We start from the raw sequence: 23,038 nt of genomic DNA on the forward strand, positions 1-23,038 counted from the left end.
ATGTTTTCCACTTCGTTCTTCCTCGGATAAGTCCTTCTCATCTAAGTATATTAATATGGCTGTTGCTGTGCGATCGGCATGGGTTACTTCAAAGTAAGTCAATATGCCTTCGGGTAAGAATAGTTCGTAACCTGTTTCCATTGAGCAAAAATAATTATTTTTTGCTTTCTCCACAACTTTTCGGGGTGAGCCGTCGAAAGCCATAAAAAGACACACTTCTAATAACAGGGACGGTTTGTCTTGCGATCTCTCATTTCTAAATAAGTGTGATATAAATTTCTTATTCCAACATGATAAATCACATTGTATTCCAATTATTTAATATTTTTGCGGGTGAAACAATAAAGGAGTACACTCTATTTCTTAATGGTAGCATGATAGGTAATAAGTAAGTTAGCTGTAATTGGAACACACTTAAATAATATTGTGCAATAAAAGAATGTAAATTGAAGAATAAAATGAATACAGATTACAAGGTTGGCGATTTGATTTATGATGCAAATATTTATGATGGATTAAACACCTTTCTATCTGATTTGCAGTTTTACAAAAAATGGTTGCCGAAAAATAAGGATGCTAAAATACTTGAACTTTGCTGTGGTACAGGCAGACTTACGATTCCAATTGCAAAGGATGGATACAATATTTGTGGAGTAGATTACACATCATCAATGCTTGAACAAGCAAAAGTGAAAGCTACCGAAGTAGGATTAGAGATTAATTTTATTGAAGCAGATATTAGAACATTAAACTTACAAGAAAAATTCGACCTTGTTTTTATTCCGTTTAATTCAATCCATCATTTATATAAAAATGAAGATTTATTTAAGACATTAATGTGTGTCAGAAATCATCTCAAAGAAGGAGGCTTATTTTTGCTCGATTGTTTTAACCCTAATATTCATTATATTGTTGAAGGCGAAAAGGAACAAGAAGTTATAGCTGAATATATAACTAACGATGGAAGGAAAGTCTTGATAAAACAAATAATGCATTATGAAAATGCTACTCAAATTAATCGCATAGAATGGCATTATTTTATAAATGGTGAGTTTCATTCAATTCAGAATATGGATATGAGATTGTTTTTTCCTCAGGAATTGGATTCATATCTGGAATGGGCTGGATTTAGTGTTATTCACAAGTTTGGAGGTTTTGAGGAAGAAGTATTTGATAATAATTCAGAAAAGCAGATATACGTTTTAACAGTATGAAGTATTTAGCATGGATAAATTTAATGCGAGTGAGAACATAGATACCGCAAGGTTAGAAAAACTATTTCTTGAAAAAGGCACATTGAAAGTGCTTAAGAAAAATGAATATATGGTTCGTCAAAACGATAAAACGAATCATATAGGTTTTGTTACATCCGGAACATTCCGACTTACTCGCATAGATACGAACGGCAACGAATGGATTGTCGGTTACAGTTTTGAAAATGATTTTGTATGTGATTACCCTTCTTTAATAAAGAAAACAGGAGCAACGGTCAGCATACAAGCTACTACTAATTGTGAAGTCTATTTGCTCTCATCAAACGAACTCAATCAATTTTGGGAAACTGATATGGACACACAACGCTTAGGCAGACGCATTGCGGAAACCATGTTTTCAGAGATATATCAACGTCTACTTGGATTCTATTGTGATACTCCCGAACAACGCTATCAGGCATTAATGAAACGATGTCCTGATTTACAAGAACGAATATCATTGAAGGAAATAGCGCTTTTTTTAGGTGTAACTCCTGAAACACTAAGCAGAATCCGCAAAAAGCAACAACAAAAATAAGTCTCTTGACTTTCGTCAAGGCTTTTTTACTTTATACTGCTTAATATTGCCACTTTAATCATAAACATTATTATTATGGTGGCATATACTCATTTTGGCAAACAGCCTGATGTCTTCAAACATCTTATTCTTTGTGAAGTTCTTCATAACGAGAAACTGCAAGTTTATGTAGAAACAAATTCGGCTTATGCTGTCTACACAATGGCACGTACTCCCGAACAAGAATATGGTATTTATCATTTTTTGAATGAAGCAATTAAAAGCTCTACCCTAAAAAACTCTCTTTATTATCAATTAGAGAATGAAAACATGGCAAATGGGAACTATTTAGGCTCTCCTGCATTAGCCATGAAAGTATTGGATAAAAATGTTCAAGAGTATCTATTTTTTGATTTAGAAGAAAGTGCATTAGAAAACATCGAATCATTTGCAATGCATCAAACGAGCATTCCACCAATTAAAACATTTAATTGTGATTCTATCGATGGAGTTTTAAAGTTATTGCCATCACTCCCCCGAACAACATTCTTGCATATAGACCCTTACGAAATAGACAAACGCAATCATAATGGATATACTTATCTTGATGTATTAATCAATGCTACAAGATTGGGCATGAAGTGTTTGTTGTGGTATGGGTTTATGACAATTAACGATAAGACCAGACTAAATAAATATGTATCGGAAAAACTTAAAAAGGCAAATATTAAAGATTATACATGTTCTGAATTGATTATGAATGCCATTAGGAAAGATACAATAGTTTGTAATCCGGGTATATTGGGGAGTGGAATTTTAGCAACCAACTTATCTCAATACTCCAATGCGATGATACAAGATTATAGTAAAAAGCTGGTTGATATCTACAAATACGCCCAATATAAAGAGTTTGACGGTAGTTTATACAATGGTACAAATCAAATGCTACTGATTTAATTATCGTTTTGCTTTCCATTGATTGTACGTACTACCTTACAAGGATTTCCTATTGCCAGGTATGCGTTTTTAAGTTTATAAGATTGTAACTATTTCATCAACAGGTTTTCTTGTAGAAGAATGTTTAGGCAATTCATTTACATATCCTACTGATACAATGGCGACAGGATATTTTTCGGGAGGTAACTGAAAGTGAGACTTAAGCATTTCCACATCAAAGTTACAGACCCAGCAGCTACCTAATCCAAGAGCTGCCGCAGCTAAACAAATATGCTCTGTTGCAATAGCAGCATCAATATCTGCATGATTCTTATTATCAGACTTGCGTACCCATGCAATGGAACTATCTACACATACAACGATGTAAACCGGAGCATCGGCAAACCATTCTCTATTATAGCATTGTTGCACTTTTAGCCGTTGCTCTTCGCTCTTTATTATCAAAAAGTGCCACGGCTGATAATTAACGGCAGAAGGAGCAAAACGGGCACATTCTACGATATTATTAAGTTTCTCTTGCTCTACTGCATCAGATTTATAACTTCTTGCGGAAAAGCGTTTTTTTGTAAGTTCTAAAAAGTCCATAATGTGATTGTTTTTATTATTCGGAGCAAAGTTATACTATTTCCGGTTTTATATAATCGGCTTTTGAAATATAAATGCTATATATTTCTACATTTGTAGCAGTGATATGGATTAGTGATATTATATGGTGCCTGATTTTCAAACATTGATGTTGCCTTTTACTCCAAATGCTTCATTTTTGAACTATCCGAATAAGGATTTTGCGAAGTCGTGGAGTCATGTGAAGAAAGAAACGGGCAAAGAGTCCGACGAAAATAGCAGCAGCTACGGTTCCTTCCCGTACTCCCGAGATGCCGCCCAAAAGCAAGAATGAGGATACTGCCGCTAACAGCGTGCAACTTACGTCAAAACAGATTTTTAGATACCCGAATTCTTTTCCGCTTTTAATAACTACAGCTTGTATGAATGCTTCTGCCGAGAGCATGACCACGTTGGCGGTGACTTCCATAGATATCCCCAAGCCGGTCAAGAGACAACCTGCGAGCAACACGATACACCTTGCCGGATAACTTTCGGGGACGACAGAAACAAATAATAGCATGGACAAGTCGATAAATGCGCTGAATAGAAATGATACCGGTATCTGAAGATACTGAATCTTTTTGAAATCATGTTTTAGGACAACTATTTGTCCTATGATCAGGATTACATTTAAGCCAAAGACAAAAGTACCCAGCGAAACCGGGAATTTTAAACTCAGCACATAAGGCCAACACGAAATGGATGAAGCTCCAAGTCCGGCTTTTATGGTTAGTGCTATGCCGGAAGCCATGATGTATAATCCCGCAATAAAAAAGCCATAGCGGGCTGTCAATTCTTTTTTACTCATATAATTAATAATTTTATCGATTTGATTCGGCTGCGAAATTAGTCGTTTGCTTTGAGGTGGCAGATATAAAAAAGCGGCCTAAAATGTGCAAAAAGTAACATTCTTACCTCTTGTTGCCACTGGATTGCTATTTTTGCAGTGCAAAAAGGATTCATGATGGACAAATTATCAATAACAAGTATCGCATTTGATTGTGTGCCGCAGCAACCATTCCGTTCCGGACATGGCGAACTGTTGTTCTGCGAGTCGGGGCATATCCGCATTTACATAAACCAACATTTATATGAGTTGAGTCCCGGGAGTGCCATACTGATTTTCCCGGAACAGATCGTTCTTTATTGCGAGGCTGACGAACAGTTAAAAATCACTTCCGTTTCATTTTCCAAAGAGTTTCTTCATGACCTGTTCCATTCGTTCCCGTCTGATAAAGTTTCATTTCTCAGGGAGCATAACTGCTGTTCCTTGTGTGAAGTAGGAGAGAGCCTGATGAACCATTATATACAGTTACTTAGACTGAAATTGGCAGACAGTCAGAATCGTTATCAAAATGAACAGATCGTGCTTTGTGTCAGGATGATATTATATGAAATAGCAGAAAAGGCTGAACGTATTTACAATGACGTCCAGTCGACTACAGCCTGCTGGCAGCTCAAGGATAAGTTTGTTTCAATGGTCGAGAAAGAAGTCCGCAGTTTCCGTTCCGTGGACTACTATGCCGACTGTCTCTGCGTTACTGTCCGTCATCTCAGCAAGATAATCAAGCAGACTATGGGGCATACAGCCAAACAATGGATTGACAACTACGCCATATTGGAAATGAAAGTGGCTCTGCAGTCGGCAACACTGTCTGTGCAGGAGGTGGCATGGATGTTCCATTTCCCCGATCCATCGACATTCAGCCGTTACTTCAAGAAACATACAGGATATTCTCCATCGGAATATCGGGAAGCCCTATGTGTAATGACAAAAAGAATTGTATCTTTGGTTGAGTTATAAAAACTATAAGAAAGAAGTAACGATGATTGATTTTGTTAACTTGACAGCAGAAAACCTTGCCGATGAGCATTTATGCTGCATTATCCGCAGTAAAAAGCCCCATCCAGGTGTGGAGGTAAAACGGCAATGGCTCTCTGAGCGGTTGGATGAAGGCCATGTTTTTAGAAAGTTAAATGAGAAGGCTGTGGTTTTTATTGAATATGCTCCTCTTGAAACAGCTTGGGTTCCCATAACCGGTGACAACTATTATTATATATATTGCTTATGGGTTTCCGGTAACTATAAAGGAAAAGGGTATGGAAAAGCTCTGATGGAGTATTGCTTAACTGATGCCAAAAAGAAGGGTAAGTCCGGCGTTTGTATGCTTGGTGCGAAAAAACAAAAATCATGGCTTTCTGATCAGTCTTTTGCTATGAAATTCGGTTTTGAGGTTGTCGATACCACCGAAAATGGGTATGAGTTGTTGGCGCTTTCCTTTGATGGGACAGTACCTCAATTTGCAGGGAATGCGAAGAAACTAAGCATCGATAGTCAAATCTTGACTATTTATTATGATATGCAATGCCCCTATATTCATCAAAATGTAGAAATGATAAAACGATATTGTGAGACGCATAAGATCCCAGTCGATTTAATAAAAGTGGATACATTGCGCAAGGCAAAAGAATTGCCTTGCGTTTTCAATAACTGGAGCGTATTCTATAAAGGTAAATTTGAAACAGTAAATTTGTTGGATGTCAGTTATCTGGAAAGAATATTGAAAAAGAGGGAAAAGCAATGATAGAAATCACCTTCATTAATCACTCTCTCGCCTTCCCGTAGTCCGGAAGCAGAAGGGAATTAGAAAACCATTAGAGGAGCGATCAAAAAGTAAACAACTTATTCTTGTCCGATGTTATAATTACAATGAGTGAAATGGCGCAAATACATTGGTTTTACCGGGAGGTGTTTACTTGTCTGTTGCTTGTCTTGCTGTCCCCGTTTCGTGCGGATGCTGCCGTGCAAGATACTGTCAGGCGGTCTATCTATCCGCAGGATATGAAAAATAAAAGTGACCTTTACAATAAGCTTTGGGGCGTGCACTACCGGACGCTTTATACTATTCCGATTACGGTAGAAGCCGTCACGCTACATACGCTTTTAGGGGGTATGCAGGGAGTGGATCAAGCAGCAGATTTCCATGCCCTGATCCTGGCCGACCGGCATAACCGGCTGTATATGCTCAAACCGCTTGGCGGTTCCACCAGCTTCCTCGAATCCAAGTTCTTTCGTGAGATGTATAGTAAGAAAGAATTCAAGGGTACTTATCTTGATAAGTTTATCGGGGATGCCTATACTATTATTAACCCTTACACTTTTCTTGCCACCGACCGGATGGCAGAGATCGCCGGACTGAGTAATAACAATTCCCGTATTTATTTTATGCAGGGAGGAACACAGGAAGATACGATTGACACCGGAGCCAGCATCCACAACAAACTGATCAGCCTTCGGAACGTGCCCGACACCGCTACCCAAAGGAACATCTTTTCTACCGAACAGCTGCTCAAACAGATACGGCAGAGCAAATCCTACCAGGTGAATCAGCAGGAATATATTGCCGAACGCTTGTACGATATGCTGATAGGCGACTGGAACAAGATTCCCGAAAACTGGAATTGGCGGGCTGTGCATTCGGCCGACAGTATATTGTTTACTCCGATCGTGATAGACCGCAATCATGCCTTTACAAAGACCGACGGCTTGCTGTTCAAACAGATGTTGAAAGTCTTGGGGCTCGGTTTTATTACAAACTTCAGCGATCATCCGAAAGATGTCGAGAAGATCAATACGCTTGGCTATACACTCGATATGGCATTAACAGGCCAGGCGGACGAGCAGGTCTGGATGCAGCAAGCCTTGATTCTCCAAAATATCCTGACCGATTCGGTTATAAACGAGGCATTCCGGCTTCTTCCTCCTGAAATCCAGGGAACCGAGACGGATGCAATAAAGACGAAACTGCTAATCCGTCGTGACAGCCTGCCGTATATGGCTCATCGTTATTACCGGAAACTGCAACGGACGCCTGTCCTGACGGCTACGGACGGGGACGACCGGATCATGCTCGAACGCTTCGGACATGACAGCCTGCGGGTCTGCATCTATCCGAAAGGAAATCCTGTACCCTCTTTTCAAAAGAAATATTCCGGTAAGGATACTGAAGAAATCTGGCTGTATGGACTGGATGGCAATGACGAGTATGAGGTGAGGGGAGAAGCCGCAAAGGAGTTTCCCGTCTATCTGATAGCCGGACCGGGACGTAATACGTATAATATGGAGCAAGCCCGCCGGATTCGTATTTATGCGAATGAATCCGACCGTGACCGCTTGAAATCAGTTTCCGGTGTCCATAAAATCATATCAGACAGTCCCGCTATCCACGACTACGACTATGAGAAGGTGAAATATAAAAAGCTTGAGTTCACTCCCTGGGGATTCTACGATTCTGATATAGGCTTTAGCTTAGGGGCTTTCTTTACCTATACGATGTACGGTTTTAAACAGTCGCCTTTCACCTTCCGCCACCGTATTGGTTACAACTATTTGCAGGGATTCATGTATCAGGGGACATTTCCTTTTTATGACGAGCGGAAGAGCTTCAATCTCGACGCTTTCATCGCTTCGCCCCGTAACTTCTTCAACTTCTTCGGTTACGGCAATAATTCGGAAGGCTTTAAAGATGAGGCGAAAAACTATAACCGTGTCACGCTTCGGCAATATTCGTTGATCCCTTCTTTCCGCATGGAAATGAAGCGGAACCAGCAGTTAACGTTGTCCGCTTCATTTGAGATGTATAAAGCCAAGCAGACGGAAGGCCGTTATATCAGCCAGGTACTTCCTGACAATCATCCGATATATGGGATGAACTTGTTTGCTGGAGCGGAAGCTGCCTATCAGATCAGGATGGTTCCGGCTTCTTTTATTCCCAAACTGGAAGTGGCTGCTTCATCCGGCTGGAAGATGAACCTGAAAAATCCGGGGCGCAACTTCCCATATTCTAAACTGGACCTGTCCGCTACGTTCCGCTGTTCGGATCGTTTTTCGATAGAGACCGGGGCGGAAGTGAAGCTTTTATATAATAATAAATATGATTTTTATCAGGCTGCCGGCATTACCTTACGGGGGTTCCGGGATAACCGTTTTATCGGAAAGCAGTCTTTCTACCAGCATACCGATTTCCGGCTGGATATGGGGAAGATCCAAAACCCGTTCACACCGCTGAAATACGGACTGTTTACCGGCTTCGACTATGGGCGCGTTTGGTTTCCTGACGAGCATTCCCGAAAGTGGCATACTTCTTATGGAGGAGGTTTCTGGCTGACGGTTGTGAATAAGGTGACGACTCAATATTCCTGGTTCGGTTCGGAGGAAGGGGCACGTTTTCTGTTTGCGATAAGGTTGGATGTTTGAGGGATAGAATCAGAAATAAAAAAAACAAGCGGGTAGTTTTTGTTACGCTACCCGCCTGTTTTTGCTTTATTTGATTGTCACAGTCAACGGCTCTTTCAGATTCTGTGCGAACTTCTGCACATAGTCGAACCATTCGGCGGAATTCTTGAAACCCCATTTGCTCCAGCCTGCACCACTGTAATAAGTATATGTGTCGCCCGGATTGTAAGTGCTGTAAGCCAAAACATGTCCTTCGGCACCGCGTTCGGCTTTTTCTTTGTCCGAAAATTTGACAGCTTTTGCTTCGTTGATCTTTTCCGGGAATATGGCAGCAACAAACGTCTGGCCGTTTGCCGGTTCTTCCGGATCGGCATAGGCTATGTAACCTTTAGCGGCATCTGCCTGGTAGTCTTCGCTCGGTTCATGCAATACGATGCCGGTAACAACCGGGGTAGCTTCTGTCAGGTTATCGTATGCAACGGAAATCTTATTCAACTGTGAACCTGCGTCGAGAGATATCATGCGTGTTTCGATCACGTTGCTGTTATCTTTTACGGTCAGCGGATTGTAAACCAGTTTAACGGTGAAACGCAGCGGGCCGTTATCCAGAATTTGATACTCTTTATAGCAATACGGATAAACGATAGAGTCGTTGGCCAGCAGGGCGGAAGTTCCGGCTCCCAAAGTCGGGCCTACCTTATAATAATCCAGCCCGTTGCCATGATCGATATGGTATGAAACCGATTCGGCCAATTGCTGGGCGGCTTTCGGATCCGTTTTACGCAGTTCTGCGATCTTTGCTTTTGTTTCCGGGTCCAGTTCCGTCTTGTAACGCATATCGACAACCGGCTCGGATACGCATTTAACCCAGATATCGCAACCATAAGCCTTTTCTCCGGAAGCCTGAAGGGCAGGACCATAGGTACGGAACGCAATGCGGTCATTTTCCCAGGCTACGTCGTCCACGCGTTCGGGATATTGTTTTCCGCAAGCAATCGTTTTAAATTCTTCCGGTGTCCCCGGAGTAATCTTGTATGTCACGTTTTCACCGGCCTTGACGGAGACAGGGAAAATGATTTTGTTGTCATACGTTACCTGATAGGGAATCTGGGAACCGCTGTTGTCGGAAATGATAAACGTTTCTCCATTCAGTTTGGCAACAGCATCCGATGTGATTTCGGTAATTTCATTCGTACGGTCCGTTGCGGACGGATTGCTGATGGTTATCTCGACCACCTTTTCCTGCGTGCACGCAAACGCAGAAGCTGCTAACAATAAGCTGAAAATCTTCTTCATAAATTTGTTATGTGTTTAATTTAATGTATTCGTTGATATTGATTTTGCAAATTTGGTTGTAAAAATAGGGATTATTCATTAAGTTTTCAAAAGTAAGCGCCGCTTTGTTGAGCAGATTTGTTGTTTAAAGGTTATTTATACTTTTTTTGTGTGTTCATATGTAGGTCGGACGGCTGTAGGATTTACAATAACCCCCTTTTAGGGCTGTTTTTCTATTTCATCCGAAATCTTGATCGATTTTGGTTTGACTCTTTTCACGGTTTAAGCTCCCCTTTCTGACAATAGGAAAAACGAGGTGCGCAGCCCGTTCTGAAAAGCATTCTTTTTGATTGCCGGAAGGCATAAACGCCGACAAAGTGATAAACCTTAACTCCCGGAGAATCGAATATTTGAAAATAAAACGGACGGCGTCCCAAATATCGCAAGGAAATTTAGGTGCTTTTTTGTCCTGAAAACGGTCCTCTTTCCAATTATGACCGTCCAAATCTCCATTACGACCGTCCTAATCTTCGCGAGGTGCCGAGTGCACTACACATTAGCACGGTCGTAATGGAGATTTGGACGGTCGTAATGGAGAAAAACACTCAAAAAAGTAGAAAAAGTCCCTTTTTGACGTCCGAAAAGTGGATTAACATTTGTTTGCTTTCAGACCTTTTCTTAACCAGAAAAATGCGTTTTATACAATAAGTCCCTTCGGAAATTTAAAACAGTATCTATAAATATAAAGGGGAGTGGCTAAGTGAAAATTGTAGAAAAGTAGAATTATTTGGTCAAATTGATATATTCTTAAGGGCCGGAGGATAATATGTCAGAAATATTTCTATCTTTAAGGCATAATCATTAAATCGAAAGATCATGGGAGTAAAGAAGAATTTTGTGTTGGATACCAATGTTATCTTACACGATTACAAGTGTATTGAGAACTTTCAGGAGAATGATATTTATCTTCCGATCGTTGTGTTGGAAGAGTTGGATAAATTTAAGAAGGGGAGCGACCAGATTAACTACAACGCCCGCGAGTTCGTACGCGAGCTGGATACGTTGACCAGCAATGATCTCTTTTTAAAAGGCGCCTCACTGGGGCCGGGCAAAGGTTCTTTGCATGTGGTGACCGGTGACAAATATCAGGAGAAGATTTACCAGTCGTTCCCGGAGAAAACAGCAGACCATCGCATACTGTCGTGCACACTCTCCGTTGCGGAAGCCGAAAAGAACAAAAAGGTAAAAACCATTCTGGTGACAAAAGACGTGAACCTGCGGATGAAAGCCCGTTCGCTGGGTATCGAAGTGGAAGATTACATAACCGACAAGGTTGTCAATGTCGATATATTTGAACGTGCACAAGATACTTACGAGAATATCGATCCGGATCTGATCGATAAAATGTATGCCACATCTGACGGCATCGATGCGACCTGTTCGACATAAAATCAAAGTTGGACCCGAACGAATGCTTTATTCTGAAAAGTGTCCGCAATTCTGTATTAGCCCGCTATAATCCATTTACGAATACATTCAAGAAAGTCGATAAAGGCACAAACTACGGCATCCAGCCCCGCAATGCGGAACAGAGCTTTGCTTTTGAGATTTTGAACGACCCGGATGTGAAACTTGTCGGATTGACCGGAAAGGCCGGTACGGGTAAAACCTTGCTGGCGTTAGCATCTGCCTTGAAACAGGTGAATGTCTACAAGCAAATCCTGCTGGCGCGTCCGATCGTTGCTTTAGCAAATAAGGACTTAGGATTCCTGCCCGGCGACGAGAAGCAGAAGGTGGCTCCCTATATGCAGCCGTTGTTTGACAACCTGAATGTCATCAAGGGACAGTTCTCACCTGGCAGTGCCGATGCCCGTAAGATCGACGAACTGCAAAAGGGCGGACAGTTGGTTATCGAAGCATTAGCTTTCATCCGCGGGCGTAGCCTTTCGGATACATTCTGTATCATCGATGAAGCGCAGAACCTGACGCCGCACGAGATCAAGACGATTATCACCCGTGCCGGCGAAGGAACGAAAATGGTCTTTACCGGTGATATCCAGCAAATCGACTCGCCTTATCTGGATGCCCAGAGTAACGGGCTTGCCTATATGGTGGATAAGATGAAAGGACAGGACCTGTTTGCCCATGTCAACCTGATAAAAGGTGAACGCAGCCAGTTGTCCGAATTAGCGTCTAATTTATTGTAACAAATAATTCACAGGAAGGGCGTGTCGGAAGTGCTTTTTGACACGCCTTTCATTTATCCTGATTAAATCAATCCATGAAAAAGCTATTCCTTATTTTCGCTTGTCTCTGTATCATCCTTCAATATTCCGAAGCATGTACATCTATTATTATCTCCGGAAAAGTGACCCCGGACGGCAGACCGCTCATGTGGAAACACCGTGATACGGATGAGCCATATAACCATATTGTTTATGTGGACGAAGGCGGGTATCGTTTTCTCGGACTTGCCAACAGCAATAACAAGCAGGACGATGCTATATGGACAGGATCTAACGAAACCGGTTTTTCAATTATGAACACCGCTTCTTTTAATCTGAAAGACGACGATATTGAAGAGATGGATCAAGAAGGGGCTTTGATGAGAAAAGCGTTGAGAACATGCAAAACCATCTCTGACTTTGAACATTTGCTGGACACGCTTCCCCGCCCGTTGCGTGTAGAAGCTAACTTTGGAGTAATCGATGCTTTCGGAGGAGCGGCCTATTACGAAACAAACAACGAACGATATTATAAAAAGGATGTGAACGACCCTGTTCTGGCTCCCGACGGATACATCATCTACACGAATTTCTCTTTTGAGGGGCGCAAAGACGAAGGTTTGGGATACATTCGCTATGAAAGCGCCCGAAAGATTTTTAAGGAAATGGAAAAAGAAGGATTCACTCCCCGGAATATTTTCAGGGAAGCATCCTGTTCCTTCTATAACAGTCTGTTGGATATAGATCTGAAAAACGAAAATGAAAGTCCTAACCGCCATTCGGGGTGGTTCGTCGAGCAAGATTTCATTCCCCGTTCGGAAAGTTCGGCATCTATCGTCATACAAGGGGTAAAACCGGGTATGAATGCAGAATTGACCACCATATGGACTGCATTAGGTTATCCGCCAACTTCGGCAGTCCTTCCTTTATGGGTTAAAATGGGAACAGCCCAGCCGGCCCTCACTTCTTATGACTCTGTTTGCGGAACAGCTCCTCTCTGCTTATATGCCTCTAAACTGAAAGAGGATGTTTATTCCATTCACAAGGGAAACGGGCGTAAATATTTACATTGGCAATTGCTCTGGAACAACGAAAAAACGGGTTATATGCAAAAGCTCGCCTCCATCAACGACGAAACCTTTGACGTATTCACATCAAAACAGGCGGAATGGGAAAAAAAACGGCTTGGACACATCAACGATAAAAGAACTTTACCGGAACGCTGAAATAAAAATCAGAGGGGCTTACCGGCAATTATTAAAAAACTGTCCTCTATAGTAATTGGTGGAGACAAAAAACTATTGGAAATATCTTGTTACCTTTGTTCGAAAATAAACAATAGCAATTCATGAATAAGCTGATTAAGACAGATCATGATTATAAGCCTGGTTGGCAGGATTAAAATACCGCATTCGCCAATCACAGATAAAGGCTGCGGTGAAAGTAAATACGGAGTTAATTCGTATGTACTGGGATTTGGGACGGGACATTGTAGAAAAGCAATCGGAAAGCAGATGGGGAAAAGGCTTCTTTAATGAATTGAGCCGTGACCTCAAAGAGGCTTTTCCTGATATGGAAGGTTTTTCTGTTACCAATCTGAAGTATATGAAACGGATGTATCTGTTTTATAATCAGAGCGATGTAATTCGTCACCAACTTGGTGACGAATTACCAGAATATTTTCTTTCCATACCGTGGAGACATCAAGTTGAAATTTTTACAAAAGCAAAATCTGTTGATGAAGCACTGTTCTATATTCATAAAGTTGTGGAAAATGGCTGGAGTCGTAATGTACTAATGAACTTTATCGAAGCCGATCTGTATAAGGCAGAAGGCAAAGCCCTTACCAATTTTACAAGTTGTTTGCCAAACCCCCAAAGTGATTTGGCACAGCAGACATTGAAAGACCCGTATAATTTTGATTTCCTCACTATGCGCGAGGGATATGCAGAGCGGGAACTGGAAGATGCACTCACTAAGAACATAACCAAACTACTTTTGGAACTTGGAAACGGCTTTGCTACGTGGGCAGACAAGTACGGCTGGAAATTGGTGAAGAAGAATATTTTGTAGATTTGCTGTTTTATAATTATAAACTTCGTTGCTTCATTGTGACGGAATTGAAGACTGGCAGATTTAAGGCCGAATACATCAGTAAATTAGGACTGTATGTTTCTGCTGTTAATCATCAGATGAAGCACAAAGATGATAATCCTACTATCGGTTTATTGATTTGCAAAACAAAGGATGAAGTGGTCGCTAAATACACGTTGGAAAATACAAACCAGCCTATCGGCATATCCGAATATCAGTTAGTAGAATCGTTTCCTAAAGACTTCCGTAGTTCCTTGCCAAGCATTGAAGAAATAGAGAAAGAGTTGCAGGACGAGTAGTTGACTCATTTGTTTTCTTTTCTGGTTTGCATGCAAGGTTTTTCTTTTCTCTGCATTTATATAGATAAAAATTCTACGTGTAATGAAAAAGAAACAAAATGTATGGAAGTTTTTACCCGTTGTAGCCGTAATGGCATTGGCGGGAGTGGTCGGTTGTTCCGGCAATATGGATGATATTCCGGAGCCGGCTCCTGATCCGAGGCCGGATATCGTTCGTCCGCCTGTAGAAAAGATTTTGTTGACAGTCGGTTTGGAGGTGCCGGAAGATACGGCGTTCTATTGTTTCAGGCAATGGGACAAGGGACTGGGCTTTGCCGTCGTATCGATGGATGGGAAAGGGGAGTTGCTATATCGTTATCCGTCCCATGATCCGCATATGGAGGGGCTTCCGTTTATCATGCAGGATAGTTTGAACTCGGTGTCCGCTGTTTTCGGAGGAAATATCGTTTCCGGTGCTGATTCACTGATGGGCTATTTTATTCACAAAAGTATGATGAACTACAACATCTGCCAGCAGTATCAGTCGAAAGACGGGACTTTTGGTATGTACGATATTGTGGTTGGTGCGTGCCGTACGGAGACAGATGAAGAAGGAAATATATCGGCCTCTATGGTTCTGAAACACCAGACCAGCCAGTTGGCGATCCGGTTTAAGAATGATACCGGCGATGAACTGACCATCGCCAGTGTACAGCTGGATGTGGTGGACAACAGCACCCCGTTCTACGATTATCTGACAGGTTATTTCGGATTCCGTCAGATGCAACCGCGTTCCGGTTCTATTTTTCTGACGACAGACAAAACACCGGTGGAGAAAGAAGGTATATTTACAGCTAATATATCTTTGTTTATGGCTGATGAAACAGCGCTTGACGGAAAGGCTATCCGCTATACGGTCCGCACGAATAAGGGCGACTATGTCTATACAAAAGAAGGGGAAACATACCGGAAAGGAAACCGATATGTGGAAAATATTAAAATGAAAGGAAGATAAAGTGTGGTAAAAGTGTTACTATATTAATGTTTTGCAGTCTAATCGTTGTGTAATCCCGAATAAGTTTCTATTTTTGTGCCCTTATTATTAATTAGTAAAACATATTCGTAGATGGTAAAGAAAGTTGGGAATTTAATTCCAAACACCTTTTTTATTACAAAGGGTAGTGGTGAATCTGATTTGGAAAAACATGCAGGATCTTACCACATGGCTCTTTATGATGCTGGTATTGCAGACTTTAACATTATGACGTATTCGTCTGTTATCCCGGCAACTGCGCATCTGGCCACCATGGATGAGATCGATCTTCCTCCGTTTGGTTCTGAAATGAAGACCATTATGGCTGTCTCTCATGGGTATCAGGATGAGTTTGTGTCTGCCGGTGTGGTTTACGCCTGGATGTACAAAGACGAAAACTTCGATGAAAAAGTCGGAGGTCTTGTATGTGAGGTAAGCGGCCGTTATCGTATCGAGGAGTTGGAATCCCGTCTGATCCGTGTGATCAATGACCTCCACTTGAATACGTATGGTAAGTATTACCTGGGCGAGTTGAACTTCATCACGGAAGGTATTACCATCGAGAAACGATACGGAACAGCGTTGGCTGCCCTGTGTTTTGTTGATTTCTTGCAACCGGACGTTGAAGAGTAAAAAAGAGATATAGCAATAATTATTGTTAGCTTATTATTATGAGAAAGCAGAGATAAGGAAAACTCCTTGTTTCTGCTTTTTTTATGATGGCAACCGAAGTAAGCGTTTAGTTTCTTATATTTGTGAACCCATTTATTCGGGATTTCTCTTAATTTTAAGAACAATTTATTTAAACCTGTTGTTGTGTATGAAAAAGATTATTAATCCCTGGGAGGGGCTGGAAGGATATATGTGTTTTGGCTGTGCGCCGAGTAATCCGATGGGGCTTCACATGGAGTTTTATGAGGATGGCGATGACATTGTTGCATACTGGGAGCCGGAAGCACATTATCAGGGGTGGTTGAACACGCTGCATGGCGGTATCCAGACTACATTAATGGATGAATTGGCGGGGTGGGTGGTACTCCGGAAGTTACAGACTTCAGGTATGACATCCCGTTTGGATGCCCGTTTTATGAAAAGCATCTCGACTCGTGAATCCAGGTTGACCATCCGGGGACGTATCAAAGACCGTAAGCGGAATGCGATCTTTATTGAAACGGAAATCTATAATTCGCAGAATGAATTATGTACGCGTGCAGACCTGGTCTATTTCGTGGTCACACAGGAACAGGCGACCGAGAAGTTTCATTTTGGAGGATGTAGGGCAGAAGGGGAATAAACAATAAAAACATAAATAACAAATGAAGTATATTGGAGCACATGTGTCGGCATCAGGTGGAGTGGAGAATGCTCCGGTGAATGCGCATGAGATCGGGGCAAAAGCTTTCGCTTTGTTCACCCGTAACCAACGTCAATGGAAATCGTCTCCGCTGACCAAAAAGAGTATTTCTCTTTTCAAGGAGCGTTGCGAAGAGTTCGGCTATACGGCGGAACATATCTTGCCGCATGACAGTTACCTGATCAATTTGGGACATCCGGAGGCAGAAGGGTTGCAGAAATCGCGGGATGCTTTTTTAGACGAGATGCAACGTTGCGAACAGTTGGGGCTGGACCGTCTGAATTTCCATCCCGGAAGCCATCTGAACCAGATGAGTGTGGAGGATTGCTTGAGCCGTATTGCCGAATCGGTCAACTGGGCGTTGGAGCAAACATCGGGTGTGTGCGCCGTGTTGGAAAATACAGCCGGACAGGGTACGAACCTGGGATATACCTTCGAGCAGCTTGCCTATATTATAGATAAGGTGGAAGATAAATCCCGTATCGGGGTTTGTATCGATACTGCCCATACATTGGCGGCAGGCTACGATATCAAGACAGCCGAGGGGTTTACGGAGACATTTCGACGTTTTGATGAAATAATCGGTTTTTCGTATTTGCGCGGAATGCATATTAATGATTCCAAGAAAGACCTGGCAACCCGTGTGGACCGTCATGACAGTATAGGAAAGGGAGTGATGGGATTGACTACATTCAAGATGTTGATGGAAGATCCCCGGTTTGACAATATCCCGTTGATTCTGGAGACGCCGGATGAGTCTATTTGGGCGGAAGAGATTGAATATCTGTATTCTATATAAAAGCGAAAGGAGCGGCTTTCACAAGTCACTCCTTTCTATTTAACCAAAACCTTAACTATGAAAGCCCAAATGTACGGTGAATTTTTTAAACACGCAAGAGTATAGGGCAAAAAGTTCTTCTTTTGCGAATAAATAACAAATTAAACACATTGTATTATGTTTATTTTAATGCCTGTCATTTTTGTTCTGGGTATCCTTGCGATTGCATTGGAGGATAAAATAAAGATCAATAAAGCTGCGATAGCTTTGTTTATGGCGATATCACTGTGGATGATATTGATGTTTGACGCCTATAATATTTTTGTTGAACGCTCCAGCCCTTTGTTTCAGGAGTTTCTGACACAAAATCCGGAAATGGCGAATGCGCCGTTGAAAGATCAGTTTATTACTTTTATCACGAACCGTTCGATTGTCTATCACTTGGGGAATGTGGCGGAAACACTTTTCTTTGTCATGTGTTCCATGCTGATTGTCGATATTGTCGATAAACATGGTGGTTTCCGGGCCGTGACCGGTTATATCCGGACTGCCAACAAGCGGAAGTTGCTGTGGTCTATCAGTTTTGCCGCTTTCTTCTTTTCTGCTTTGTTGGATAACCTGGCAGCCGCTATTGTTGTTATGGCTGTGTTGCGCAAGCTGGTTCCGGACCGGACCGACCGTTTGAAATATGCCTGTATGGTGATTATTGCGGCTAATGCCGGCGGTTCGTGGTCGCCGATCGGGGATGTGACGACTATCCTGCTTTGGGTTGGGAAAAACATAACGGCGTCGCATCAGATATCCCATGTCTTCCTGCCGGCTTTGGTCAATATGCTTGTTCCGTTGACAATCGCCCATTTCTGGTTGTTTAAGAAACATGCGACGTTGCGTGTGATGAGCGAGGAAGAGATGGCGGACGAATATACACCGGAGATACCGAATCATTCGCGTCGCGTCATATTTGTGATCGGTGTCCTTTCACTTGCTTTGGTACCGGTGTTCCAGATGCTGACGAACCTGCCGCCGTTTCTGGGGGTTCTGTTAGGCTTGGTTGTTCTGTGGTTTTATACGGATATCATGTACAGCAAGCTGCACATGCGTGAGTCCAATAAGTTGCGTATCTCCCAACTGCTGCCGAATATCGATTTGGCGACGATCTTCTTCTTCCTCGGTATTTTGATGGCGGTAGGTGCTTTGGAAACATCCGGCCAGTTGGGATTGATGTCTACGTTTTTGGACAAACATGTGCATGAACCCTATCTGATCAGCTTTGTGATCGGTGTTTTGTCTTCCTGTGTGGATAACGTGGCTTTGGTTGCTGCGACGATGGGGATGTATCCGATTGTTCCGGATGCTGCAAACCTGGCGCCTTATGCCCAGTTCTTTGTGTCGGACGGCGGTTTCTGGACATTCCTGGCTTATTGTGCCGTGACGGGTGGCAGCATTCTGATTATCGGTTCTGCAACAGGTGTGACGGTTATGGGATTGGAAAAGATCGATTTCATGTATTATACCAAACGATTTTCAATACTGGCGCTGATCGGCTATTGCTGTGGTGCCGGCGTATATATGTTATTATTTGTATAAACTTTATTGATATGAGAAAAACATGGATTTTTATGGCAGCTTGTGCTGTGATGCTTTCCGGAATGAAAGCTGTCGCATGTACTGGGCTGTTAGTGGGAAAGAAAGCCTCGGTCGACGGCTCTGTTATGATCAGCTATGCGGCAGATTCGCATACATTGTATGGCGAACTGTATCGTTGGCCTGCCGCTACCTGGCCGAAAGGGGCGATGCTGGATGTGATCGAGTGGGATACACATAAGCCGTTAGGACAGATCCCGCAGGTGGAACAGACCTATTCCGTAGTCGGTAATATGAACGAACATCAGGTAGCGATTACGGAAAGTACGTTCGGCGGCCGTTCGGAACTGGTCGATACGACCGGTATCATGGATTATGGCAGTCTGATCTATATTGCTTTACAGCGTTCCAAGACAGCGCGTGAAGCGATCGAGGTGATGACCGGTCTTGTAAAAGATTATGGTTATTACAGCAGTGGGGAGTCTTTCTCTATTGCCGATAAGAATGAAGCCTGGGTAATGGAGATGATCGGTAAAGGTCCGGGTAATAAAGGGGCTGTCTGGGTTGCTATCCGTATTCCGGATGATTGCATTTCGGCACATGCCAACCAGTCCCGCATTCAGCAGATTCCTTTCGAAGATAAGGAAAACTGTCTGTATTCGCCGGACGTCGTGTCTTTTGCCCGTGAAAAGGGTTATTTCAGCGGGAAGGATAAGGATTTCAGTTTCCAGAAAGCCTATTGCCCGTACGATTTCGGCTCTTTGCGTGGTTGTGAAGCACGTGTATGGTCTTTCTTTCGCAAATACGACAAGTCGATGGATCAATATACCGATCTGATCAAGGGCGATGTGACGAAAAAGCCGATGCCTTTGTATATCAAGCCGGATCGCCTGTTGTCCGTACAGGATGTACAGAACGGCATGCGCGATCATTTTGAAGGTACGGACCTGGATATGACGAAGGATGCCGGTGCCGGCTCTTACAAGGTCCCGTATCGTTGGCGTCCGATGACTTTCAAGGTTGACGGCCAGGAATATACCAACGAGCGTGCGATTGCCACACAACAGACCGGCTTTGTGATTGTTCCGCAGATGCGCAGCTGGTTACCGGATGCCATTGGCGGCATTCTTTGGTTTGGCGTGGATGATGCGGATATGGCTGTCTTTACACCGATCTATTGTTCTGTTACGGCTTCTCCCGAGTGTTATCGTGTCGGAAACGGTGATATGATGAATTTCTCTTGGACATCAGCCTTCTGGATTCATAACTGGGTAGCAAACATGGCGTACGGCAAATATAGCTATATGATACAAGATATCCGTCCTGTCCAGCAGGAATTGGAGAATGGTTACCAACAGACAATTCCGGCTATCGATAAGGCCGCGATGGAGTTGTATGCTAAAAATCCGGTGGAAGCAGTCAAGTTCCTGACCTGGTTCAGTACGACAACTGCCGACCAGGCTACAGCTCGCTGGAAGAAGTTAGGCGAATATCTGTTAGTCAAATATATGGACGGCAATGTGAAGAAAGAAGAAAACGGACAGTTCAAGCAGAATGGTTATGGTTTGTCGGAGTATCCTGATTTCCCGGGTTATGATGAAGACTATTATCGCAGTATTGTGAAGAGCGCGGGAGATAAATTAAAAGTAAAGTGATGCGCTTTAATTAAAAAATAGTATATTTGGCGAGATTGTTGAACAAAATAAGAAAAGTATGAAAAAATTAATTGTTATGTTGATGTTGACTGTGTTCAGTATAGGTGCATATGCACAGACACAGCAGGGGCAGTCGTCATTCGGTTTTAATTTGGGCTATAATTTTAATGATATTGGAAATGCAACTGTCGGCATTGATTATCGTTATTGTGTGACGGATGAATTTCGTTTGACTCCTTCTATTACCCATTTAATAAAGAATGATGGGTTGAGCGCGTGGGCGATCGATATGAATGCTCATTATGTCTTTAAATTGAGTGATATGTTTGGTTTCTATCCGTTGGCAGGTTTGAGTCTTTCTTTCTGGAAAGCCGGTCCTTGGGATGAAAGCCGTTTTGGTGCAAACATTGGTCTGGGAGGAGAAGTCTATGCAACTGACCGGGTGTCAGTCGGTTTGGAAGCTAAATATAATATTATAAAAGATCTGGACGCTGCTGCTTTAGCTGTTCGTGTCGGATATAATTTCTAAAATTTAGATATTACAATAAAGAGTAGGGCGTCAAAAGTAAGTTTTGACGCCCTCTTTGTATCAAAGAATTACCACTGCATGTATTCCTCAAAAGTAACATTTTGGAAATCGGGAATAACCTTATAAACTTTGTCCTTTAAGGATTCTTCCGAATTAGTCGTGCAAAGTCCGATCACCCGCATTCCCGCACTTGTCCCGGCTTGCACTCCGGCAAACGAATCTTCGAACACCAGGCAGTCTGCAGGAGATACATTCAGGTCGGATGCCGCCAACAAATAGCACATCGGATCAGGCTTCCCTTTTGTGATGCGGTCTGCACTCACAATTGTGTCGAAAAGCCCGTCGAGTTGCAAGAGGCTGAAAGCCCGTTTTAGCTTAACATCATCGGAGCTGGTCACCAATCCCACCTTGACACCTTTGCTCTTCAGGAGATGGATAAATTCCATAGCGCCCGGAACCGGAGGGAAAGGCATCTGCTGTTCAAACTCCATAGATTCGCGTGTTACCATTTCCTTAAATTCTTCGGACCGGTCGGAAAAGAATTTATCTAATATATAAGGCAATGTGGTCCCTTTAATGTGGGATGCAAAGTCGGGAATTCCTGTACCATAACGTTCTCCGGCCTTATTCCAGTAAATATCGTAAATAGGTTCTGTGTCTACAATCACACCGTCGAAATCAAAAAAAGCAGTCTTCATAAACTGTTGTTCCATAAAATCAATTCATTTATAATAATTTGAGTGCAAATATACTTCTTATTGGAATATAATTAGTTACATTTGCGTAAATTCGTAATAATCGTATAGCCTATGAAGACACGATTTGTTATCCTTTTTATCACTCTATTCTGCTTTGTCTCTTTTTTGCAGGCACAATCATTGGCAGACCGCATCGGGGTTTGCACTTCCGTCAATAAAGCTCTTTTGCTGAAACAGGCAGGCTGTTCGTATGTGGAAATCGGTATCCGTTCTTTCTTAATGCCGGATCAGCCGGATAGCGCGTTTGCAGCTAATTTGCAGGTTGCGAAAGAAGCGGAGTTGCCCTTATATTCGGGTAATAGCTTTTTCCCCGGAGATATTAGATTGACCGGACCGGATGTTTGTCTGGACGAGATACTGAAATATGGAAAAGTGGCTATCAGGCGTGCGCATGAGGTCGGAGTGAAGATATTGGTCTTAGGGAGTGGAAATGCCCGTAATATCCCGGATGGTTTCAGTAGGGAAGAGGCCACCGGGCAGTTCACAACCTTATGCCGGAAGCTTGCCGAATATGCAGCCGATTATGATGTTTATGTAGTCGTTGAACCGTTGCAAAGTTCAGAGACTAACTTCATCAATACGGTACGGCAAGGGACGGAAATTGCAAAGGCTGTCGATCACCCGAATTTGGGTGTGTTGGCGGATTTCTTTCATATGCTGCGCGAGAATGAAGATGCCGGTGCGCTTATCGATGCCGGAAAATGGCTGAAGCATTGCCATATAGCAGAAAATGAAATCCGTTCCGCCCCTGGAGTAAAAGGAGACGATTTTACACCCTTCTTTAAGGCTCTGCACCAGGCCGGATATGCCGGAGCGCTTTCAATTGAATGCAAATGGGATAATATGGATAATCAATTAGCAACTTCTGTCGCTGCTATTAAAGAACAAATTCGTAAATCTTATTGA

Annotated in this window: 19 protein-coding genes and 3 pseudogenes; 17 read left to right on the plus strand and 5 right to left on the minus strand. The window is 42.6% G+C overall.

Annotated elements, in window-relative coordinates; translation table 11 throughout:
- Window positions 1-204, minus strand: a pseudogene (locus DW083_RS23115) (hypothetical protein); the annotation flags it as partial.
- Between the two features lie 254 nt (window positions 205-458).
- Here DW083_RS23115 and DW083_RS18545 point away from each other — a divergent pair.
- From DW083_RS18545 to DW083_RS18555, 3 genes are all read left to right on the plus strand, one after another.
- Entirely contained in the window at window positions 459-1,214 is a 756-nt protein-coding gene (locus DW083_RS18545; RefSeq protein WP_122333423.1) for a class I SAM-dependent methyltransferase, read from the plus strand.
- A gap of 10 nt (window positions 1,215-1,224) precedes the next feature.
- On the plus strand, window positions 1,225-1,791 hold the full coding sequence (locus DW083_RS18550; RefSeq protein WP_122333424.1) for a Crp/Fnr family transcriptional regulator: 567 nt from the start codon (window positions 1,225-1,227) through the stop codon (window positions 1,789-1,791).
- 75 nt (window positions 1,792-1,866) lie between these two features.
- Window positions 1,867-2,727 carry a hypothetical protein gene (locus DW083_RS18555; protein WP_122333425.1) on the plus strand — a complete coding sequence of 287 codons (861 nt, stop codon included), beginning with the start codon at window positions 1,867-1,869 and terminating at the stop codon, window positions 2,725-2,727.
- A gap of 75 nt (window positions 2,728-2,802) precedes the next feature.
- Here the strand turns inward: DW083_RS18555 and DW083_RS18560 are convergent, their stop codons facing one another.
- A complete protein-coding gene (locus tag DW083_RS18560; RefSeq protein WP_122333426.1) occupies window positions 2,803-3,312 on the minus strand; it encodes a nitroreductase family protein in 510 nt (169 codons plus the stop codon).
- Window positions 3,313-3,484: 172 nt separating this feature from the next.
- On the minus strand, window positions 3,485-4,141 hold the full coding sequence (locus tag DW083_RS18565; protein ID WP_122333427.1) for a YitT family protein: 657 nt from the start codon (window positions 4,139-4,141) through the stop codon (window positions 3,485-3,487).
- A 153-nt stretch (window positions 4,142-4,294) separates the two neighbouring features.
- Between DW083_RS18565 and DW083_RS18570 the strand changes: the two genes are divergently transcribed.
- The 3 genes from DW083_RS18570 to DW083_RS18580 all read left to right on the plus strand — a co-directional run bounded on the left by DW083_RS18570 (window position 4,295) and on the right by DW083_RS18580 (window position 8,590).
- Window positions 4,295-5,137, plus strand: a complete 843-nt coding sequence (locus tag DW083_RS18570; protein ID WP_122333428.1) for an AraC family transcriptional regulator — start codon at window positions 4,295-4,297, stop codon at window positions 5,135-5,137.
- Between the two features lie 22 nt (window positions 5,138-5,159).
- A complete protein-coding gene (locus DW083_RS18575; RefSeq protein WP_122333443.1) occupies window positions 5,160-5,918 on the plus strand; it encodes a GNAT family N-acetyltransferase in 759 nt (252 codons plus the stop codon).
- Window positions 5,919-6,052: 134 nt separating this feature from the next.
- On the plus strand, window positions 6,053-8,590 hold the full coding sequence (locus DW083_RS18580; protein ID WP_233552285.1) for a hypothetical protein: 2,538 nt from the start codon (window positions 6,053-6,055) through the stop codon (window positions 8,588-8,590).
- A 66-nt stretch (window positions 8,591-8,656) separates the two neighbouring features.
- Here the strand turns inward: DW083_RS18580 and DW083_RS18585 are convergent, their stop codons facing one another.
- Window positions 8,657-9,865, minus strand: a complete 1,209-nt coding sequence (locus DW083_RS18585; protein WP_122333430.1) for a DUF4861 domain-containing protein — start codon at window positions 9,863-9,865, stop codon at window positions 8,657-8,659.
- A gap of 855 nt (window positions 9,866-10,720) precedes the next feature.
- Here DW083_RS18585 and DW083_RS18595 point away from each other — a divergent pair.
- The 10 genes and pseudogenes from DW083_RS18595 (at window position 10,721) to DW083_RS18640 (ending at window position 21,374) form a co-directional block, all read left to right on the plus strand.
- Window positions 10,721-12,051: pseudogene (locus tag DW083_RS18595) on the plus strand (PhoH family protein).
- 74 nt (window positions 12,052-12,125) lie between these two features.
- Window positions 12,126-13,295, plus strand: coding sequence for a C45 family peptidase (locus DW083_RS18600; RefSeq protein ID WP_233552286.1), 1,170 nt, complete (start codon window positions 12,126-12,128; stop codon window positions 13,293-13,295).
- 163 nt (window positions 13,296-13,458) lie between these two features.
- Window positions 13,459-14,462 (plus strand): annotated as a pseudogene (locus DW083_RS18605) (YhcG family protein).
- An 82-nt stretch (window positions 14,463-14,544) separates the two neighbouring features.
- A complete protein-coding gene (locus DW083_RS18610) occupies window positions 14,545-15,456 on the plus strand; it encodes a hypothetical protein (protein ID WP_122333432.1) in 912 nt (303 codons plus the stop codon).
- Window positions 15,457-15,567: 111 nt separating this feature from the next.
- Window positions 15,568-16,107, plus strand: a complete 540-nt coding sequence (locus DW083_RS18615) for a pyruvoyl-dependent arginine decarboxylase (protein WP_115498607.1) — start codon at window positions 15,568-15,570, stop codon at window positions 16,105-16,107.
- A gap of 187 nt (window positions 16,108-16,294) precedes the next feature.
- On the plus strand, window positions 16,295-16,768 hold the full coding sequence (locus DW083_RS18620) for a PaaI family thioesterase (protein ID WP_115498608.1): 474 nt from the start codon (window positions 16,295-16,297) through the stop codon (window positions 16,766-16,768).
- A gap of 22 nt (window positions 16,769-16,790) precedes the next feature.
- A complete protein-coding gene (gene nfo / locus DW083_RS18625) occupies window positions 16,791-17,627 on the plus strand; it encodes a deoxyribonuclease IV (protein WP_115498609.1) in 837 nt (278 codons plus the stop codon).
- Window positions 17,628-17,783: 156 nt separating this feature from the next.
- Entirely contained in the window at window positions 17,784-19,193 is a 1,410-nt protein-coding gene (gene nhaD, locus DW083_RS18630; RefSeq protein ID WP_122333433.1) for a sodium:proton antiporter NhaD, read from the plus strand.
- An 11-nt stretch (window positions 19,194-19,204) separates the two neighbouring features.
- Entirely contained in the window at window positions 19,205-20,845 is a 1,641-nt protein-coding gene (locus tag DW083_RS18635; RefSeq protein WP_122333434.1) for a dipeptidase, read from the plus strand.
- Between the two features lie 58 nt (window positions 20,846-20,903).
- A complete protein-coding gene (locus tag DW083_RS18640; RefSeq protein ID WP_167451640.1) occupies window positions 20,904-21,374 on the plus strand; it encodes an outer membrane beta-barrel protein in 471 nt (156 codons plus the stop codon).
- Window positions 21,375-21,442: 68 nt separating this feature from the next.
- On the opposite strand, the gene DW083_RS18645 is transcribed toward DW083_RS18640, so the two are convergent.
- Entirely contained in the window at window positions 21,443-22,087 is a 645-nt protein-coding gene (locus tag DW083_RS18645) for an HAD family phosphatase (RefSeq protein ID WP_122333435.1), read from the minus strand.
- A 96-nt stretch (window positions 22,088-22,183) separates the two neighbouring features.
- Between DW083_RS18645 and DW083_RS18650 the strand changes: the two genes are divergently transcribed.
- The gene (locus DW083_RS18650) at window positions 22,184-23,038 is read left to right on the plus strand and encodes a sugar phosphate isomerase/epimerase (protein ID WP_122333436.1); all 855 of its coding nucleotides are present in this window, start codon (window positions 22,184-22,186) and stop codon (window positions 23,036-23,038) included.

The organism is Parabacteroides sp. AF48-14, from assembly GCF_003477465.1.
Classification (GTDB): domain Bacteria; phylum Bacteroidota; class Bacteroidia; order Bacteroidales; family Tannerellaceae; genus Parabacteroides; species Parabacteroides acidifaciens.

Bases quoted from the DNA above. Each gene is read 5' to 3' on its own strand.
- DW083_RS18545 (WP_122333423.1), top strand. From the start codon at position 459: ATGAATACAGATTACAAGGTTGGCGATTTGATTTATGATGCAAATATT.
- DW083_RS18550 (WP_122333424.1), top strand. From the start codon at position 1,225: ATGGATAAATTTAATGCGAGTGAGAACATAGATACCGCAAGGTTAGAA.
- DW083_RS18555 (WP_122333425.1), top strand. From the start codon at position 1,867: ATGGTGGCATATACTCATTTTGGCAAACAGCCTGATGTCTTCAAACAT.
- DW083_RS18560 (WP_122333426.1), bottom strand. From the start codon at position 3,312: ATGGACTTTTTAGAACTTACAAAAAAACGCTTTTCCGCAAGAAGTTAT.
- DW083_RS18565 (WP_122333427.1), bottom strand. From the start codon at position 4,141: ATGAGTAAAAAAGAATTGACAGCCCGCTATGGCTTTTTTATTGCGGGA.
- DW083_RS18570 (WP_122333428.1), top strand. From the start codon at position 4,295: ATGATGGACAAATTATCAATAACAAGTATCGCATTTGATTGTGTGCCG.
- DW083_RS18575 (WP_122333443.1), top strand. From the start codon at position 5,160: ATGATTGATTTTGTTAACTTGACAGCAGAAAACCTTGCCGATGAGCAT.
- DW083_RS18580 (WP_233552285.1), top strand. From the start codon at position 6,053: ATGGCGCAAATACATTGGTTTTACCGGGAGGTGTTTACTTGTCTGTTG.
- DW083_RS18585 (WP_122333430.1), bottom strand. From the start codon at position 9,865: ATGAAGAAGATTTTCAGCTTATTGTTAGCAGCTTCTGCGTTTGCGTGC.
- DW083_RS18600 (WP_233552286.1), top strand. From the start codon at position 12,126: ATGAAAAAGCTATTCCTTATTTTCGCTTGTCTCTGTATCATCCTTCAA.
- DW083_RS18610 (WP_122333432.1), top strand. From the start codon at position 14,545: ATGAAAAAGAAACAAAATGTATGGAAGTTTTTACCCGTTGTAGCCGTA.
- DW083_RS18615 (WP_115498607.1), top strand. From the start codon at position 15,568: ATGGTAAAGAAAGTTGGGAATTTAATTCCAAACACCTTTTTTATTACA.
- DW083_RS18620 (WP_115498608.1), top strand. From the start codon at position 16,295: ATGAAAAAGATTATTAATCCCTGGGAGGGGCTGGAAGGATATATGTGT.
- nfo (WP_115498609.1), top strand. From the start codon at position 16,791: ATGAAGTATATTGGAGCACATGTGTCGGCATCAGGTGGAGTGGAGAAT.
- nhaD (WP_122333433.1), top strand. From the start codon at position 17,784: ATGTTTATTTTAATGCCTGTCATTTTTGTTCTGGGTATCCTTGCGATT.
- DW083_RS18635 (WP_122333434.1), top strand. From the start codon at position 19,205: ATGAGAAAAACATGGATTTTTATGGCAGCTTGTGCTGTGATGCTTTCC.
- DW083_RS18640 (WP_167451640.1), top strand. From the start codon at position 20,904: ATGAAAAAATTAATTGTTATGTTGATGTTGACTGTGTTCAGTATAGGT.
- DW083_RS18645 (WP_122333435.1), bottom strand. From the start codon at position 22,087: ATGGAACAACAGTTTATGAAGACTGCTTTTTTTGATTTCGACGGTGTG.
- DW083_RS18650 (WP_122333436.1), top strand. From the start codon at position 22,184: ATGAAGACACGATTTGTTATCCTTTTTATCACTCTATTCTGCTTTGTC.